The sequence below is a fragment of the Nocardiopsis sp. KDC1DS13DA1 genome, from assembly GCF_055632325.1.
In genome coordinates, this window is record NZ_JBVMUY010000021.1 from 218,394 (window position 1) to 234,323 (window position 15,930).

General features: G+C 72.2%; 16 protein-coding genes. 12 read left to right on the forward strand and 4 right to left on the reverse strand.

What is annotated here, in order from left to right:
- Positions 1-43 precede the first annotated feature (43 nt).
- Together ACTVAJ_RS14740 and ACTVAJ_RS14745 are read left to right on the forward strand one after the other, a co-directional pair.
- The gene (locus ACTVAJ_RS14740) at positions 44-1,576 is read left to right on the forward strand and encodes a TRAFAC clade GTPase domain-containing protein (protein WP_470388708.1); all 1,533 of its coding nucleotides are present in this window, start codon (positions 44-46) and stop codon (positions 1,574-1,576) included.
- A complete protein-coding gene (locus ACTVAJ_RS14745; RefSeq protein WP_470388709.1) occupies positions 1,573-1,728 on the forward strand; it encodes a hypothetical protein in 156 nt (51 codons plus the stop codon). The genes ACTVAJ_RS14740 and ACTVAJ_RS14745 overlap by 4 nt, the downstream gene beginning before the upstream one ends.
- Here ACTVAJ_RS14745 and ACTVAJ_RS14750 read toward each other — a convergent pair.
- The 3 genes from ACTVAJ_RS14750 to ACTVAJ_RS14760 form a co-directional block, all read right to left on the reverse strand.
- Positions 1,665-2,741 carry a protein kinase domain-containing protein gene (locus ACTVAJ_RS14750; RefSeq protein ID WP_470388710.1) on the reverse strand — a complete coding sequence of 359 codons (1,077 nt, stop codon included), beginning with the start codon at positions 2,739-2,741 and terminating at the stop codon, positions 1,665-1,667. The two genes, ACTVAJ_RS14745 and ACTVAJ_RS14750, sit on opposite strands and share 64 nt — an antisense overlap.
- 248 nt (positions 2,742-2,989) lie before the next feature.
- Positions 2,990-3,367: a YkvA family protein gene (locus ACTVAJ_RS14755; RefSeq protein ID WP_470388711.1), complete on the reverse strand. Its 378-nt coding sequence runs from the start codon at positions 3,365-3,367 to the stop codon at positions 2,990-2,992.
- Positions 3,368-3,437: 70 nt separating this feature from the next.
- Positions 3,438-4,949 (reverse strand): MFS transporter, encoded by a 1,512-nt coding sequence (locus ACTVAJ_RS14760; protein ID WP_470388712.1) that lies wholly within the window; start codon positions 4,947-4,949, stop codon positions 3,438-3,440.
- Between the two features lie 87 nt (positions 4,950-5,036).
- Here ACTVAJ_RS14760 and ACTVAJ_RS14765 point away from each other — a divergent pair, with 87 nt between their 5' ends.
- From ACTVAJ_RS14765 to ACTVAJ_RS14805, 9 genes are all read left to right on the forward strand, one after another.
- The gene (locus tag ACTVAJ_RS14765; protein WP_470388713.1) at positions 5,037-5,432 is read left to right on the forward strand and encodes a MarR family winged helix-turn-helix transcriptional regulator; all 396 of its coding nucleotides are present in this window, start codon (positions 5,037-5,039) and stop codon (positions 5,430-5,432) included.
- Between the two features lie 499 nt (positions 5,433-5,931).
- Entirely contained in the window at positions 5,932-6,942 is a 1,011-nt protein-coding gene (locus tag ACTVAJ_RS14770) for a hypothetical protein (RefSeq protein ID WP_470388714.1), read from the forward strand.
- Between the two features lie 57 nt (positions 6,943-6,999).
- Complete coding sequence (gene cpaB, locus ACTVAJ_RS14775) at positions 7,000-7,767, forward strand: Flp pilus assembly protein CpaB (RefSeq protein ID WP_470388715.1); 768 nt, start codon at positions 7,000-7,002, stop codon at positions 7,765-7,767.
- Positions 7,768-7,770: 3 nt separating this feature from the next.
- On the forward strand, positions 7,771-9,171 hold the full coding sequence (locus ACTVAJ_RS14780) for an AAA family ATPase (protein ID WP_470388716.1): 1,401 nt from the start codon (positions 7,771-7,773) through the stop codon (positions 9,169-9,171).
- A 106-nt stretch (positions 9,172-9,277) separates the two neighbouring features.
- On the forward strand, positions 9,278-9,637 hold the full coding sequence (locus ACTVAJ_RS14785) for a pilus assembly protein (protein ID WP_470388771.1): 360 nt from the start codon (positions 9,278-9,280) through the stop codon (positions 9,635-9,637).
- Positions 9,634-10,029 carry a TadE/TadG family type IV pilus assembly protein gene (locus ACTVAJ_RS14790; protein ID WP_470388717.1) on the forward strand — a complete coding sequence of 132 codons (396 nt, stop codon included), beginning with the start codon at positions 9,634-9,636 and terminating at the stop codon, positions 10,027-10,029. Before ACTVAJ_RS14785 ends, ACTVAJ_RS14790 begins: the two co-directional genes overlap by 4 nt.
- Before the next feature lie 60 nt (positions 10,030-10,089).
- Entirely contained in the window at positions 10,090-11,415 is a 1,326-nt protein-coding gene (locus ACTVAJ_RS14795; RefSeq protein ID WP_470388718.1) for a CpaF family protein, read from the forward strand.
- A gap of 58 nt (positions 11,416-11,473) precedes the next feature.
- On the forward strand, positions 11,474-12,406 hold the full coding sequence (locus tag ACTVAJ_RS14800; protein ID WP_470388719.1) for a type II secretion system F family protein: 933 nt from the start codon (positions 11,474-11,476) through the stop codon (positions 12,404-12,406).
- Positions 12,407-12,419: 13 nt separating this feature from the next.
- On the forward strand, positions 12,420-13,331 hold the full coding sequence (locus ACTVAJ_RS14805) for a type II secretion system F family protein (protein WP_470388720.1): 912 nt from the start codon (positions 12,420-12,422) through the stop codon (positions 13,329-13,331).
- A 45-nt stretch (positions 13,332-13,376) separates the two neighbouring features.
- Here the strand turns inward: ACTVAJ_RS14805 and ACTVAJ_RS14810 are convergent, their stop codons facing one another.
- On the reverse strand, positions 13,377-14,294 hold the full coding sequence (locus tag ACTVAJ_RS14810; protein WP_470388721.1) for a nitroreductase/quinone reductase family protein: 918 nt from the start codon (positions 14,292-14,294) through the stop codon (positions 13,377-13,379).
- A 433-nt stretch (positions 14,295-14,727) separates the two neighbouring features.
- Here ACTVAJ_RS14810 and ACTVAJ_RS14815 point away from each other — a divergent pair, with 433 nt between their 5' ends.
- A complete protein-coding gene (locus ACTVAJ_RS14815; RefSeq protein ID WP_470388722.1) occupies positions 14,728-15,903 on the forward strand; it encodes a DUF418 domain-containing protein in 1,176 nt (391 codons plus the stop codon).
- The last annotated feature ends 27 nt before the right edge of the window (positions 15,904-15,930 follow it).

Consider the following 15,930-nt stretch of genomic DNA (forward strand, 5'->3'; position numbering starts at 1 on the left):
GCGCCCCGGCGAGACCCGGCGCCCGAGGTCCCCGTGGCCGCGTGTGCCCGCGGCGTCGTGGTTCCGGTCCCGCCGGGACGACGGTGACGGTGAGATCGCCACGGGCTGCGGCGGCCTGGTCGCGGCGGTCATCGTCGTCGCGATCGTCGCCTACTTCTGGCGGATCATCGCCGCGGCCCTGGTCAGCGCCCTCATCGTCCTGGGCGCCGGCGGTCTGGTCGTCGGGCTGGTCATCCTGGTCTGGTTGTACTTCACCGGCATCCACCACGTCATGTTCACGCTCGATCCGCAGGAGCCCGAGCCGGGCCCCGGACAGGACCCCGCCCACCTCGCCTACCACGGCGGCCCGGCCTGGTACGACCTGAGGGAGGTCGTCGAGGACCTGTGGGACGACACGGCACCGTGGTCACTCCTGCTCGCGCCGCACCTGCTGCTGCACGCCGCCGTGGTCGCGGTGTACGCGGCCCTGACGTGGGTGGCGGTCGGGGTGCTCCGGGTGGTCGACACCGGGCTGCTGCTGGTGCGCGGCATCCGGATGGTGTGCCCGCACTGCTACCACAGGCTGGGTTACCCGGCCTACCAGTGCGTGCACTGCGGCCGTAGGCACGCCCGGATCCGGCCCGGGCGCCGCGGGGTGGTGCGGCGGACGTGCCTGTGCGGGACCCGGATGCCCACGCTGCTCCTGCTGGGTTCGGCCGACCTGAACGCGACCTGCCCGCACTGCGACCACGCCCTGGAACACCGGCCGGGTGAGGCCCGGGAGTTCGTGCTTCCGTTGTTCGGTGGAACGGGGGCGGGCAAGACGCGGCTCATGCACGGGCTGAACCTCACCCTGTCCCAGGCCACCGAGGCGGCGGGGAACGCGTACGTGGAGTCGGTGGGCGAGGAGGCGCGGCACCGGCTCGACGACAGTGCGACGGTCCTCTCGCCCGCCGTGCGGACCAGCCCCACCCCTCCGGGCCGGGAGGTCCGGGGGATGACGGTGCGTGTGGGCGTGGACCGGCGGACCCTGATGGTGCAGCTGTTCGACGCGGCGGGTGAGCGGTTCAACCGGTCGGACACCGCGGAGGGACTCACCTACCTCGGCAAGGCGTCGACGTTCGTGCTGGCGGTGGACCCGCTGGCGATCGAGTCGGTGTGGCGGGCGCTGTCGGCAAACGAGCGGGACCGGCTGGCCGGGGACCGCTCGCACACCCGTGATCCGGAGCTGACCTACGAACAGGTGCTGGAGGAGATCGAGCGCCAGTACCGGATGGTGCGGCGCCGCACGCGCTCCGCCCGCCTGGCGGTGGTGGTCACCCGGGGCGACCTGGTCGGGACGGCGTCCGTCGCGCCCGGGGCGGAGGGGGTCGAGGCCTGGGCCCGCGACACGCTGGGCCTGGCCAACCTGCTGCGGTCGGCGCGGGCGCACTTCGGCACGGTGCGGGTGTTCCTGACCTGCTCGGTCACCGACGCGGACGGCCGGGCCGACGCCAGCCTGGGCGCGTTGCTGCGGTGGACGCTGGAGGAGGAGTCCGGGGTCTTCGCCTCGCTGCTGGACGCACCCGGGTCCCCGGTGGAGGGAGGTGTCCGATGACGCGTGGAGGTCTTCCGCACCGGCCCGCGCGGGTGGTCGTCGCGGTCGCCGTGTACCTGGTGACCGGAGCGCTGACGGCCTGCGCCCTCTACTGGACGGTGGTGGTCGCGCTGCGGTGGCTGGCCGGTGTGTGGGGGTGGGCGCTGGGCTGAGCGGAGAGGACCGCGGCGGCTCCGACGTCCCTGGTGTCCTCCTCCGGCCGGTCCTGCAGGTGGCGGGCGGCGAGTCCGACGGCGACGGCGACCAGGAGGAGCACCAGACGCGTGACCCTCTGCCTGGGGGTGAGGTATCCGGGCCTGGTCTCCAGGGTGGTGGGCGTCTCGGTCCAGTGTTCGGCCATCGCCTCCCGGACCACCTCGTGCGGGTCCAGTTCCGGATGGGCGGCGCTGCCGCTCAGGACGGCCAGCAGGTGCTCGGCGGTGGGCCGGTCGGACTCCCTCGGGCTGAGCGCCGCGGCGACGAGGCCGCGCAGGTCCTGCGGCACCCCGTCCAGGTTGACCGTGCCGTCGTCCAGGGCCCGGCGGAAGCGTTCCCGGAAGCGCTGGAGCGCCGCGCTGACGTCATCGTCCTCGTCGAGGCCGAAGGGGAGGACCTCCTGATCCTCGTGGAGGAGTTCGGTGCCCGTGGCCGCGGCGAGCACCACCAGACCCCAGGAGAACACGTCGGAGGCCGGGGTGGCCGGATCGTCCGGGCCGATCTCCAGGGGCAGGGCCGGGTCGGCCCCGCAGGCGTCCCGTTCGCCCTCGGGACCTTCGACCACGCCGCCGACGACCGGCCCGTCCTGGGTGAGGTGGACGTTGCCCGGGTACAGATCGCCATGGGTCACCCCGGCCCGGTGGATCACCGAGAGGGCCTCGGCCACGCCCACGGCGAGCAGCCGGACGCGCCGCTCGTCGAGGGCGCCACGAACGGAGAGGTGGTGGCTGAGGTCGCGGCCGTCCGGGTAGGGGCACACGCGCCAGGGCGCGTCGGATTCCAGGTCCATGGCGACCACGGGCTGCACGCGGGGCGAGTCGGTCCCGCGCAGCAGGCGCGCCCGCTCCCCGACCACCGCGCGCCGCCACGCGGGGAGGGGGCCGCCCTGTCCGAGGTGGCGCGCGACGTACCAGACGTGCCGGTCGTCGGTGACGCCGAACTCCATGAGCCCGGCGGTCGGATTGACCACGCGGCGGCGGACACGGAAACCGCCGAGCGTCTTCGGATCCCTCCGACGCCGACGCGGCGACGACAGGCGAGGCTGATGGGACTTGGCGGTCTTGGGGGACGGCTGCACGCATGTCCGATCTGTGGTGTTTTGCGAGGATTTCACACCGTACACGTCCATGAACAGCGAAGACACACCGCCCGGCCGTCCCGGAAAACGCACGTGCCCGAGGGGGAAGGTCCCCTCGGGCACGTGCGGTGTCGGTCGGTTCAGTGGCTCGGGGCCGCCTGCGGGTTGGCGCGGTGGAAGGCCTGCTGGGCCTGGCCGTCGCGTTCCCACCGAACGAACCGCTCGCTCTCACCGAGCAGCATCGTGGTCAGCCACACCGCGACGCCGACGTCGTCGGCGACACCCAGCAGCGGGACGACCAGTTCGGGGATGAAGTCGATCGGCGAGACGACGTAGAGGAGCATGGCCAGCATCCCCGCCAGCTTGGCTCCGCTCAGTTCCGGGTACCGTCCGCTCAGCCTGGCCCCGACCATCCGCGGGACGGCGCCGATCCGCTGCCACACGGAGATGCGGCCGTCGGTGTTCCGGATGACCTGCCAGGCGGCCGCGCCGGCCGCGGCGCGGTTCTCCTTACGCATCGCTCGCCTCCTCAGGGGAACGGGGCTTCTGACGATATGACGCGAATCCGCGCCGATAAGTTCCCGTGCCTCAGCCCAGGGGCTGCGGTTCCCGCTCCCGGTCCGCCCGGAGCCCCGCCTCCTCGACCTCCGGCGCGGCCTGCGGCCGGAAGCGCCGCGCGACCAGTGGGGACAGGGCGATCAGCACCCCGGCCAAGGCCACGGACGTGACGAAGACCAGGCCGGGCTGGAACTGCTCGAGCATCCCGGCGGCACCTCCCCCGGTGCCCTCACCGGTGGCGTGGTCCACCGCGATGATGGCGGTGGTGACGGCCAGGACGAGAGCGCCGCCCACCTGCGCGGAGGTCTGCACGAGCCCGGCGGCCAGCCCCTGTTCGTCGTCGGCCACCCCCGAGGTGGCCTGCACGTTGATCGCGGGGAAGGCGAGGGCGAACCCGACGCCGAGCAGAAGCGCGGTCGGCAGGAGCATCGGCAGGTAGGAGAACTCGGCCTCCACCCGCAGGAACAGCAGGTACCCGGTGGACAGGGCGATCAGCCCGCCCGCGATGAGCACGGGGGTGCCGAAGCGGTCGATGAGCCGGTCGGCGAACGGCGCGCTGAAGGCGACGAGCAGCCCGGCGGGCAGCAGCGACAGCGCCATCTGCAACGGACTCTGCTCCAGCGCCTGCTGGAGGAAGAGCGTGAGCAGGAACTGGAAGCTGATGAAGGAGCCCATCAGCGCCACGGCGCCGACGTTGGCCCGCACGAGGGTGCCGCTGCGCAGGATGCCCAGGCGGACCAGGGGGAACCGGACCCGGCGCTCGACCAGGACGAACAGGGCCAGCAGCACCGCGACCACGGCGAACGAGCCCAGGGTGACCGGGTGCCCCCACCCGGCCTCGGGGGCGGTGACCACGGTGTACACGAGCAGGAGCATGGTCGCGGTGAGGATGGCGGCGCCCACGAGGTCGTAGCCGCCCCTGGCGCCGGGCCGGTCCCTGGGGATCAGGAGGGCTCCGGCGACCAGGGCCAGCAACGCGAACGGGGCGGCGAAGAAGAAGGTCCAGCGCCAGCCGAGGGACATCAGCAGCCCGCCGAACAGCAGGCCGGAGGAGAAGCCGCTCGCGCCGAAGACGGTGTACACGGACAGGGCCCGGTTGCGTTGGCGGCCCTCGGCGAAGGTCGTGGTGAGGATCGACAGGCCGGTGGGCGCGGTGAAGGCGGCCGCGATGCCCTTGACGAACCGGGTGGCGACGAGCAGTGTGCCGCTGTCCACCAGACCGCCGACGACCGAGGCGAGGGCGAAGACGCCCAGGGCGGCGAGGAACACCCTGCGGCGGCCCAGGAGGTCGGCCGTGCGGCCGCCCAGGAGGAGGAACCCGCCGAAGCCGAGGACGTAGCCGCTGATCACCCACTGGAGGGTGGCGGTGGAGAGCCCGAGTTCACCGCCGATGGAGGGCAGTGCCACGGCGACCATCGACACGTCGAGGCCGTCGAGGAAGAGGGCGAGGGACAGGACGATCAGCAGCGCCCACAGGCGTGGGGACCACCGATCCGCGTCCCCTGTGCGCGGAGGGGCGCTGTGGGTCTGTGGAGAGGTCATGTGGCGAGACATTACATGCACGCGCATCTAATGTCTAAGCATTAAATGCATTTGCATTAGATGTCACCGCGTGTTAGGATCCCGACCATGCCCCTGACACCGGACAGCGATCTGTGCGAGCGGTGGCGGCAGTTGATGGCCCGCTACCACGACGTCTCGTGCGCGCTGGAGCGGGCACTCAGCCAGCAGCACGAACTGGGGGTCAGCGAGTTCGAGACGCTCGACCTCCTCGTCAAGTCCCCCCAGGGCAAGCAGTTCGTCCACGAACTCCACGCGGGCATCCACCTGAGCCAGAGCGCGCTCTCCCGCACCGTCGCCCGCCTGGAGAAGCGCGGCCTGGTCACCCGGGCGATGTGCACCAACGACCGTCGCTCGGTGAGCGTCACCCCCACCGAGGAGGGCCGCCGCCTCCACGCCGAGGCAGCCCCCACGCACACGGCCGTCCTCGCCGAACACCTCGGTGAACTCCAGCCCCAGGCGTAACACCAACGACGGGCGGCACCGCGGTACGCCGGTGCACGCGGACCGGCGTCGTCCACAGGTCGGGGAGAAACCGTTGAGACGGCCACGGACGTGCGGCATCCTCGAAGGGCACGGTGTCCGAACACGACGTCCGACCTCGACCCGACACAGCCCGTACGGGTGCGAACCGCGAACCGCTAGCGGGTATCAGCCCCTTTGTCTACGCTATGACCACATGCGGTCACCCCGCGTGTGACATGTCCATCGGCACTCGAACCCCACCGCCGTGGCACGATCCACCTCGGCCAGCGTCGGAGCCCCCCGCCGCGAACGGCTCCCGCCCCACGTCCGCCCTCCGATGCCCGAGTCCTCCCATCCTCCGCGCCCAACGGAGACAAACGCGAGGCCTCCCCCGTCGACCCACACATTCGTTACGATGCGACCGAGTGGCACCTTCGGCGCGGGACGCCGCTCCCCGTCCCGGAGGACCCACATGCACAGAACCGATGGAGCCCGCCCAGTGTCCAATGCCCTACCGCGACCGGCCACGACCGTCGCCCTGTTGGCGGACATCCCGAGTACGGGTCACGTGGGCGAGACGCGGGCGCACAGGTTCCCCCTGCACGGTGACGGAGTCGGCGAGCGCAGCGCGGCGTTCGTCGCCTTCGCCCGGGAGGAGACCGCGGCGGGCCGCAAGGTCATCGCCCTGTATCCCGCATGGCGGTCCGCCGACGCGGAACGGGCGGTCAACTTCGCCCGCGCGTCCCTGCGCACCGACCACATCGCCGGGATCGCGGTGGACCTGTCCCCACTGGCCCTGTCCCTGATCGCCGACCAACTCGCCTACCTCGCCCCCTACCTCCCCCCGGGGATGGTCGCCGCGCTCTGCGCAGAACTGCCCAGGCACATCCTGGCGGGCGCCTGGCTGCGCACGGTCTCCGGCCTGTCCACCATCCCCACCTCCCTGCGGCAGCACGTGGGCTCCTTCGCCCCGTCGGTGTCCTTCCTCGCCTACTGCGCGCCCACCCCCCGGGTGGGACGACTGCGCCCCGCCGACGTCCCCGGCAGCCTCCCGTTCCGGCCGGTCCCGCCGGTCCAACTGCTGAGCTCCACCCCCGACCCCGGGATCACCGGCGTCTTCGACGAGCACCTGCCACAGGTCATCCAGCCGGTGGCCACCCGTTCCCTGCCCGCCCAACCGCTCGGCCCCGCGTACTGGGGCACGGGCAAGTACGTCGAGTTCGTCGCGCTGAGCGCACACCCCCAGGCGCTCGCCTACGCGGCCAGCTCCATCCGCGCCGCCACCTGCTCGTGGTGCGGTGAGCCGATGGCGGCCGACCGCTGTCCCTTCTGCGCCGCCACCGCGACCACCAGCGCTCCCGCGGCCGCGCCTGCGGCACCCCCGGCGACCGCGCGAACCCCCGCTCCGCCACCGCACCAGCCCCCGCCGCCGGGGGACCGTCCCCCCGCGGAGCCCCGCCCCGAGGGCCGGGCACCCCGGCCCGACACCCCGCGCACCTACTCCCGATAGCGTTCTCCCCGGTCGCGCGGACCACCCACGACGACACAGGAAACGGAAAAGCCCCCTATGAACCCCCGTCAGCGACGAGGCGTCCTGCTCATGATCGTGGCGGCGATCGGTGCCGTCGCCGTGTTCGTCTCCGTGTTCACCTACCTCAGCTCCCAACAGGAGCGGCTGGGCGACACCGCGACCGTGCTGCGTCTGGCGGAGGACGTGGACGCCTACCAGCCCATCGGCGCGGACTCCGTCGAACGCGTCCAGGTGCCCAGCCTGTACTTCGACCCGGAGGTCTTCATCACCGACCTCTCCGAGATCGAGACGCCCTCGGACCAGCAGCTGGTCGCGGCCTCGTTCATGGAGGCCGGTGTCTACCTCCAACGCGGCATGGTCATGCCCCAGCCCACCCTGACCACCGGGGAGCGGGAGATCGCCATCATGGTCGACGCCGAGACGGGCGTGGCGGGCAAGGTCCGGCGGGGTTCGATCGTGGACATCTACGGCACCTTCCAGGCCCGCGACCACGGAGAGGCCTGCGCGGTACGGGTCATCACCGAGGTCGAGGTCCTCGACATCGGCGAGCTGCGCACCCAGGAGAACGCGACCGGCGGCGTCGCCGGGGTGGTCCCGGTGACCTTCCGGCTGGAGCCCGAGGACGCTCTCCAACTCGCCTACGCCGAGGACTTCTCCACCAAACTGCGGCTGGCCCTGGTCAGCCCCGACGGCGGCGGTTCACCGGGCGAAGCCGAGTTCTGCAGCGGCGACTTCGCCGACATCGTCGGCACCCGGGACGACACCACCACGACCGACCAGCGGCGCGCGCCGCGGGGGGAGTAGACGTTGAGTTTCCGAGTCCTGGCGGGGATGCCCAACTCCGAGGCGGAGATGGTGCTGGCGGCGCGCTTCGAGGAACTGGGCACCGCCGACCTGGTGGCCACCCGGCCCACCACGTCCGCCCTGATCGACGCCGCCGGGGAGTTCCCCGACCTCGACGTCGTCCTCGTCCACCAGGACCTGGGACCGGCGCCGGTGTTCGACGCCGTGCGGGACCTGTCCCACCGCCACCCCCAACTGGCGATCCTGCTGGTGTCCACCACGATGGACCCCGACACGTTCACCGGCGCCATGGAGGCGGGGGCCCGCGGTGTGCTCTCGGAGGACTCCGGAATCGCCGAACTGGAAGCTCGCGTGTCCAAGGCCGCCGAGTGGTCGCGCACGCTGCGCCGCCACCTGGAGTCGGCCTCCCTGGACCTGCCCGTCTCGGGGTTGCGCGGGCGCATCGTCACGGTCAGCGGCGCCAAGGGCGGGGTGGGGGCCACCACGTGCGCGGTGCACCTGGCGATGACGGCCGCCGCCGCGGGGCGCGTGGTCTGCCTGGTCGACCTCGACCTCCAGACCGGTGACCTGCCCGCCTTCCTCAATCTGCGCCACCGGCGCTCCATCAGCGACCTGGTGGACGCCGGGGACGACATCAGTCCGGGCATGCTGTCGGAGACCCTGTACGTGGACCCGCGCGGACCCCACGTCCTGCTCGCTCCCGAGCACGGGGAGCGCGGTGAGGACGTCGACGCACGCGCCGCACGCCGGGTCCTGTCCGCACTGCGCTCCCGGTACGAACTGGTCGTCGTGGACTGCGGGTCCACCATGAACGAGGCCACCGCCATGGCCGTGGAGCTGGCCGACACCGCCGTCGTCACCGTCACACCGGACGTGCCGGCGATGCGCGGCGCCCAGCGGTTGATGGCGATGTGGGAACGGTTGCAGATCCGCACCCAGGACTCGGTGTTCTCACTGGTCACCAGGCACAGCCGAAAAAACGAGGTGCAACCGGACTTCCTGCGCCAGCTGCTGGGCACACGGGTCCTGCGCACCCCCGTCCCGGCCAACTACCGCGCTCTGGAACCCGGCGAGAACAACGGTGACCCGACCAAGGTCACCGACGAGGCGCTGCGCAGGGCGTTCGCCCGCCTGGCCGCGGAGCTGGACCTACTCGACGCACCCGAGCACGGCCCGGTCGGCGGACAGGCCGGGGCGCCGGCCCCGCCCGGCCGGATCGGGATGTCAGCCCACCCCCCGGCGTCGTCACGCGACGGCTCCCCGTCGACCCGTGACGTGTCCGGGTTCCTCAACGCGACCTCGACCGAACCCGCGCGCGCATCGGCCAACGGCCTCCCGGAGCTGTCCGCCGGCAGCCGCCCGCCGGGATCCGGATCGGGGGGACCGGGGAGGTTCGGTGCCTGAGGACCGGGTGGGCCGCACCCTCCGAAGCCGGCTCCGCCCGGGGGCCGGCACGAACCCGCGCCCCGCCGCGGGCACCCCGCCGCGGCGTGGCGACCGCGGCGGCGTCATCGTGGAGTTCGCCGCGGCGGTGCCGTTCCTCATGCTGGCCCTGGCGCTGGTGTGGCAGGTGCTGCTGCTCGGTATCACCTCCATGTACGCCTCCCACGGCGCGGCCGAGGCCGCCCGGCAGGCCGCCGTCACCCCGGACGACATCGAGCGCGTCGACGAGGAGACACGCAAGCGGGTCCGGTCGCCCTGGAACGGCGAGGACGTGCTGACCGTGGCGGTCGTCGAACGCGACGGCGCCCGGTACGCCCAGGTCACCATGGCCATGCCGGTCTTCCTCCCGGGGGTGGGCGGCCCCTGGGACATCACCGCCGAGTCCCGGGTCGTGACCGAGGTCGAACCGAGGGGGGCGACACCGTGACCCCCGCGTCCGTACGACGCCTGCTGACGGGCCGGGCTCCCCGCCGCGACTCCGACCGGGGCGGACCGCTGCTGGAGTTCGCGGCCATGTTCCCGATCCTGCTCATGGTCTGCGTCCTGGCGATCGAGGTGTTCCTGGCCTTCGTGGCGGTCGAACGGCTGGAGTCGGCGGCCCGCGCGGGGGCCCGGGTGGCCGGAGCCGAACAACTGGCGGGAGCGGAGGCGGCGGCGCGCGAGGCGCTGCCGCCGTGGCTGGACGACGCGACGGTCACCAGCGGTGTCAACGACAGCGACGGGTACTACGTGGAGGTCTCGCATCCGATCCCCATCGTGTTCTCGTCCGTCGGCCTCGACCTGACGCTCACCCGCCGCGTGGACATGCCCCATGTGTGACGCGGGCCCGGTGCGCGAGCGCACCGACGCACCGGTACCGGAGGGAAGGAGAGGAACGCCGTGGGTCTGAAGGACCGGCTGGAGGAGGACCGCGCCAACGAGGGGCGCGGGGACCGCGGAAGCGTGACGCACTGGCGGCGGCGCCTGCTCGAGGAGATCAACCTGGAGGACCTCACCCGCCTGACCCTGGCGCAGAGGCGGGTGCGGTTGGAGAAGGTCGTCGGGCACATCCTGTCCCGTGAGGGGCCGGTACTCTCCGAGCGTGAGCGCTCCCTGCTGATCCGTCGCGTGGTCGACGAGGCGCTCGGGCTGGGTGTGCTCGAACCCCTCCTCGCCGACGAGACGGTCACCGAGATCATGGTCAACGGACCCGACAACGTGTTCGTCGAGCGCGCGGGGCGGATGCAGCGGGTCGACGCCACGTTCAACGGCGAGGAGCAGCTGTACCAGACCATCGACCGGATCGTCTCCCTGGTCAACCGCAGGGTGGACGAGTCCTCGCCCATGGTGGACGCCCGTCTGCCCACGGGTGAGCGGGTCAACGTCATCATCCCCCCGCTGTCCCTGTCCGGCCCCATCCTGACCATCCGGCGCTTCCCCAAGCCGTACCCGATCGACGAACTGGTGCGGATGGGGAGCCTGGACGCGGCCACCGGCATCCTGTTGTCGGCCATGGTCCGGGCCCGGTTCAACATCGTGGTGTCGGGGGGTACCGGCACCGGCAAGACGACCTTCCTCAACGCGATGTCGGCGTTCGTGCCCACCAGCGAGCGCATCGTCACCATCGAGGACTCGGCCGAACTCCAGCTCATGCAGGACCACGTCGTGCGTCTGGAGTCACGGCCGGCCAACATCGAGGGCAGGGGCGAGATCGCCATCCGCGACCTGGTCCGCAACGCCCTGCGGATGCGGCCGGACCGGATCATCGTGGGCGAGGTGCGCGGAGCCGAGACCATCGACATGCTCCAGGCCATGAACACCGGCCACGACGGCTCCCTGGTCACCGTGCACGCCAACTCCGCGGACGACGCGATCCACCGCCTCCAGACCCTGGCGACCCTGGGCGAGGGCCTGGTCCCCTACGACGCGATCCGCGACCAGATCAACAACGCCGTGGACGCCATCGTGCACCTGGGCCGGTGGCCCGACGGGTCGCGCCGGGTCAACGAGGTGTCCGTGGTCTCCTCACGGCGCCGTGAGGAGTTCCGGCTGGACCCGGTGATGACCTTCGAGGCGCTGCCGATGGGCCCGCACCGGGCCGTCGAGGGCGAGTTCCGGCACCGGCCGCTCCCCCGCCACGTCGCCGGGCGCATCTACCAGGTGGGCGAGAGCGTCCCGGCCGCGTTCGGCGTGGTGCCCGACGAACGTCCCGGGGGCGACCGGTGAACCGTCCCGCCGCGCCCGACCGGGCGCACAAGTCCCACCGACCCCGAAGGGAGCCCCGGTGAACTGGCAGTTCGTGGCCATCCTCGGCGGTCTGGCCGTGGTGCTCGCGCTGGCCCTGTGGGCGCTGTGGGAGTTCGTGGCCAGTGCCCGGACGCGGCGGCTGATCGCCGCGCGCAGCGCCCTGACCCAGGCCGAGTACGAGGCGTCGACCCTGTCCGCGCGCCTGGACGCGGCGATGCACCGCACCCAGTGGGGGGCGCGGCTGCACCGGAGGATCACGCGGTCGGGCGCGCAGGTCAGACTGTCGACCTTCGTGGGCGCGCTCGTGGGCGGCTCGCTGCTCGCCGTGGTCGTCGTCTGGCAGGTCCTGGCCCCGGTCCTCGGCCTGCTCGCGGCGGGCGGGGTGGCGTTCCTGTTCTTCTCCTACCTGAACCGGGCCGAGGCCAAGCGGCGTGAGGAGTTCACCTCGCAGCTGCCGGACCTGGCACGGGTGTTGGGCAATGCGACCTCGGCGGGGCTGGCGCTGCCGACCGCGGTGTCGATGGCCGCGGAGGAGCTGGACGGTCCGGCGGGTGAGGAGCTGAGTCGGATGGCCGAGTCCATGAAGGTGGGTGCGAGCTTCGAGGAGGCGGTCGCCGAACTGCGCGAACGGATGCCCTCGCGCGAGCTCGGAGTGCTGTTGTCGACGCTGGTCGTGGCGTCCCGGTCCGGCGGTTCACTGGTCACGGCGCTGCGCAACATCTCCACGACCCTGGAGAACCGCAAGGAGACCCGTCGCGAGGTGCAGACCATCCTGAGCGAGACGACGAGCACCGTCTGGGCCCTGGGGTTCATGTCGGTGGGCGCCCTGTTCATGATCAACGCCATCGAGCCCGGGATCATGCGGACGATGACGACGTCCGCCGCGGGGGTCGGGGTGCTGCTGGTGGTGGCCGCGCTGTACACCGTCGGGTTCCTGTTGGTCGCCCGGATCACCAAGTTCGACCTGTAGAGGGGCTTGACCGATGAGTGGCCTGTACTCCCTGGTGCCGTTCGCGGCGGCGCTGGCCGCGGCACTGGTGGTGCTGACCGCCTGTTACGGCGGCTATCTCACCCTGTCCCAGACCCGGGTCCGGGTGGACGATCCCACGGCGTTCGCCCCGCGTACCCGGTCGGACCGGACCTTCGTGCTGCACCGGATCACCGAGGCGGTCGGGCGGCCGTTCTCGCGGTCGCTGCTGTCCTCGCTGGGTGAGCGGCGGCGCGCGTCGATCACGGAGCGGATCGAGGCCGCGGGCCGCCCCGAGGGCCTCACCCTCGAACGGTACGTGCGGCGCAAGATCGGCGAGGTGGCGCTGTACGGCGGTGTCGGTGTCCTGTTGCTGCTGTCGGGCAACCCCCTGATGGCGCTGGTCGTGCTGGCCTTCGCCGGGCTGACCGACCTCAACCTCCACGTGCAGAGCCAGGAGCGCTCGGACCGGGTGCAGTCCCAGCTGCCGGACTTCCTGGACGTGCTCGCGGTGACGGTGAGCGCGGGCATGTCCTTCCGGGGCGCGGTGGCCCGGGTGGCCGAGTCCATGCCGGGTGTCCTGGCCGACGAGTTCTCCCTGGCCCTCCAGCAGATGGAGCTGGGCACCCCGCGCCGGGAGGCGTTCGAGACGCTGCGGCGACGCAACCGCAACGAGTCGCTGAGCAAGTTCGTGACCGCGATCCAGCAGGCCGAGGAGCTGGGCGCGCCGCTGAGCGACACCCTGGTGGACATCAGCCAGGACATGCGCCGGGCCGACGCCCAGTACATGCGCCGCAAGGCCCAGCGGATGAACCCCAGGGTGACGATGGTGACCGCGGTGACGCTGCTGCCGGGGCTGCTGATCCTCGTGGTGGGATCCATGTTCCTGGGGACCGAGGTCAACATCGGCACCATCCTGGGCGGCTGACCCGCGGCCCGCGCGAGCGTCGCGCGGACCGCGGAGCCGCGGCCGCTAGGCGGGAGCGGCGGGCGGGAACGGGATCGCCGCCAGTGCCGGGAACAGTTCGGCCTCCTCGTAGTCCAGGTGGGCCTCCAGCTCCTCGGTCATCCGGGCGAGGTCGGCTCGGAACCGCTCCGGATCGGCCGTGGACAGGTCGGCGAGCAACCCCTCCAGCTCACCGCGCAGGCGGTTGACCGTGCGGTGCTCGGCCGTCAACCGCTCCACCACGTCCGCGAGGTCGGGGGCGCGCTCCGCCAGGTGGGGGAACATGGACTCCTCCCCGTCGTGGTGGAAGCTCAGGGACTCGCAGAAGGCCAGGCAGTGCTGGCGCAGCTGGAGGCTGAGCCCGAGCGGCGCCGACCCCTCGGCCCCGGTGCCCCGGTCGGCCAGGTACGCCTCGGCCTCGGAGCTGACGTGGCGGAGCTGCGAGCGCAGCCAGGTGTGCACCTCGACGAGTTTGTCGGCGAGGGTGGCGACCTCGCCCTCGGTGTAGCGGCGCTCCAGCGAGACGACCGGGATCACCCGGTCGGTTCCCCTCTGGTAGTCGCCGTACCCTGGGACCCGCCCGACGATCTCGGTGAACAGCCGGTCCCGCTCGTCGCCCTCCAGGGGGACGGCGACGGCGCCGAACGACCCGGTACCCAGCTCCACGCGCACCATCGGATGGGCGAGCACGTTGTGGTACCAGGCGGGGTTCCGGTCGGCCCCGCCCGCCGAGGCGACGACGAGCAGCCGGTCACCGACGCGCACGTACCCCAGCGGGGTGGTGTGCTCGCGGCCGGAGCGCGCGCCGACGGTGGTGAGGAGCAGCAGGTCGCCGCCCTCGAACATGCCGCCGACGCGGCCGCCGTTGGCGCGGAACTCGGCCACGACGGGGACGTTGAAGTCGCTGACGTGGGGTTCGGGTCGGGCGTGGGGGTTCTTGGTCAAGTGGTTCTCCTTCGACGATGGTGGTGGGTGTGGGCGACCATCCCCGAAGGCACCCGCGGCGACCCGGGCGCGGACGCGCGCACGGGTGGCGGGTGAACGTGCCAGGGATCCGGACGTGCCGGGATCGAGGGGTTCGGGGAGGTCGCGGGATCGACGTCACCGGCGTGGCGATGGCCTACGCCTCAGGGACGGACCTCAGATGCGGTACGCGCTGTGTGCTCTGCTCACGGCTGGCTCCCCGGAACTCAAGGTGCCTCCATACCGCCCGGCCGGCCCACTTCTCTTGGCCGGGGGCACGCGACACGGCGGGAATCCTACACGAAGCGCCGAGGTGGGGCCAGCCGTAGTGGAAACCGGGTCACCAGCCGTATGGGACGCCGTCGCTCCGCTCCGTAACGTTCCCCGGGAACTGTTCGATCGGAAGGACGACGCCATGGACCGCACCCCTCCGGACCTCCGGACGGCCTCCGCGCCGCCCCGGGTACTCGCCCCCGACCTCGCCCGCGGGTTCATGCTGCTGTTCATCGCGCTGGCCAACGCCCAGTTCTTCCTCACCGGCCCCGAACCGGTGCGTTCGGCCGCCGACCAGGCGGTGGCTCTCGTGCAGGGCACGCTGGTCAACGGCCGCGCGATCCCCCTGTTCGCGTTCGTGTTCGGCTACGGCATGACGCGGATCCTGGGCCGGGTCCGAGACGGCGGGGGCGGATGGGTCCACGCGCGGATCCTGCTGCGGCGGCGCGGCTGGGTGATGCTGGCGATCGGGTTCGTACACGCCGCCCTGTTCCTGCCGGTGGACATCGTCGGCGCCTACGGATTGGCCGCCCTGCTCTTCGTCGGAATGCTCCGGCTGAGGAGCCCGGTCCTCCTGTGGACCGCCGGGCTCGTCGCCGTCCTCACGACCGCGGTGACCACGGGGTTGACCGTGCTGTTGGCGTCGGGCGGAGAGGAGACGTCGATCGCGCCGCCGTCCCTGACACAGGACTCCTTCCGGCTCGCCGTCCTCGAACGGATCCAGGAGTGGCTGCTCTACACCCCCGTCACCATGCTGCTGGTCGCCCTGCCGATGATCCTGGTCGGTATGTGGGCGGCGCGGCACCGTGTGCTGGAGGATCCCGGTGCGCACCTGCGCGCGCTGACCCGCACCGCGGTGGCCGGACTCGGGATCGCGGTGCTCGCGGGACTCCCGAACGCCCTGGTGACCGCCCATCTGGCACCCGTCCCATCGCCGCTCGTCGGGGGAACGTTCGCCGTGGTCCACGACGTCGCCGGTTGGGCCGGAGGGCTGGGGTGGGTGTCCGTGATCGCCCTGGTGGCGTGGCGGATCGGGGAGCGCCACGGCCCGGTGGTGGGCGCGGTGGCGGCCGTCGGTCAGCGGTCGCTCACCTGCTACCTGCTCCAGTCGGTGGCGTTCACGCTGGTGTTCGCGCCCTACTGCCTGGGTCTGGGCGCGACGCTGGGATACACCGGAGCCGCGGTGGTGGCCGTCGGCACGTGGCTCGGTACCGTGGCCCTGGCGGTGGCCCAGCAACGGTCGGGCGGGAAGGGCCCCGCCGAGGTGCTGCTGCGCCGCCTCGCCTACGCCCGGACGGGGCACACCCCCAGCCAGTGACCGCGGGCGGGTGCGGCGCCCTTCGAG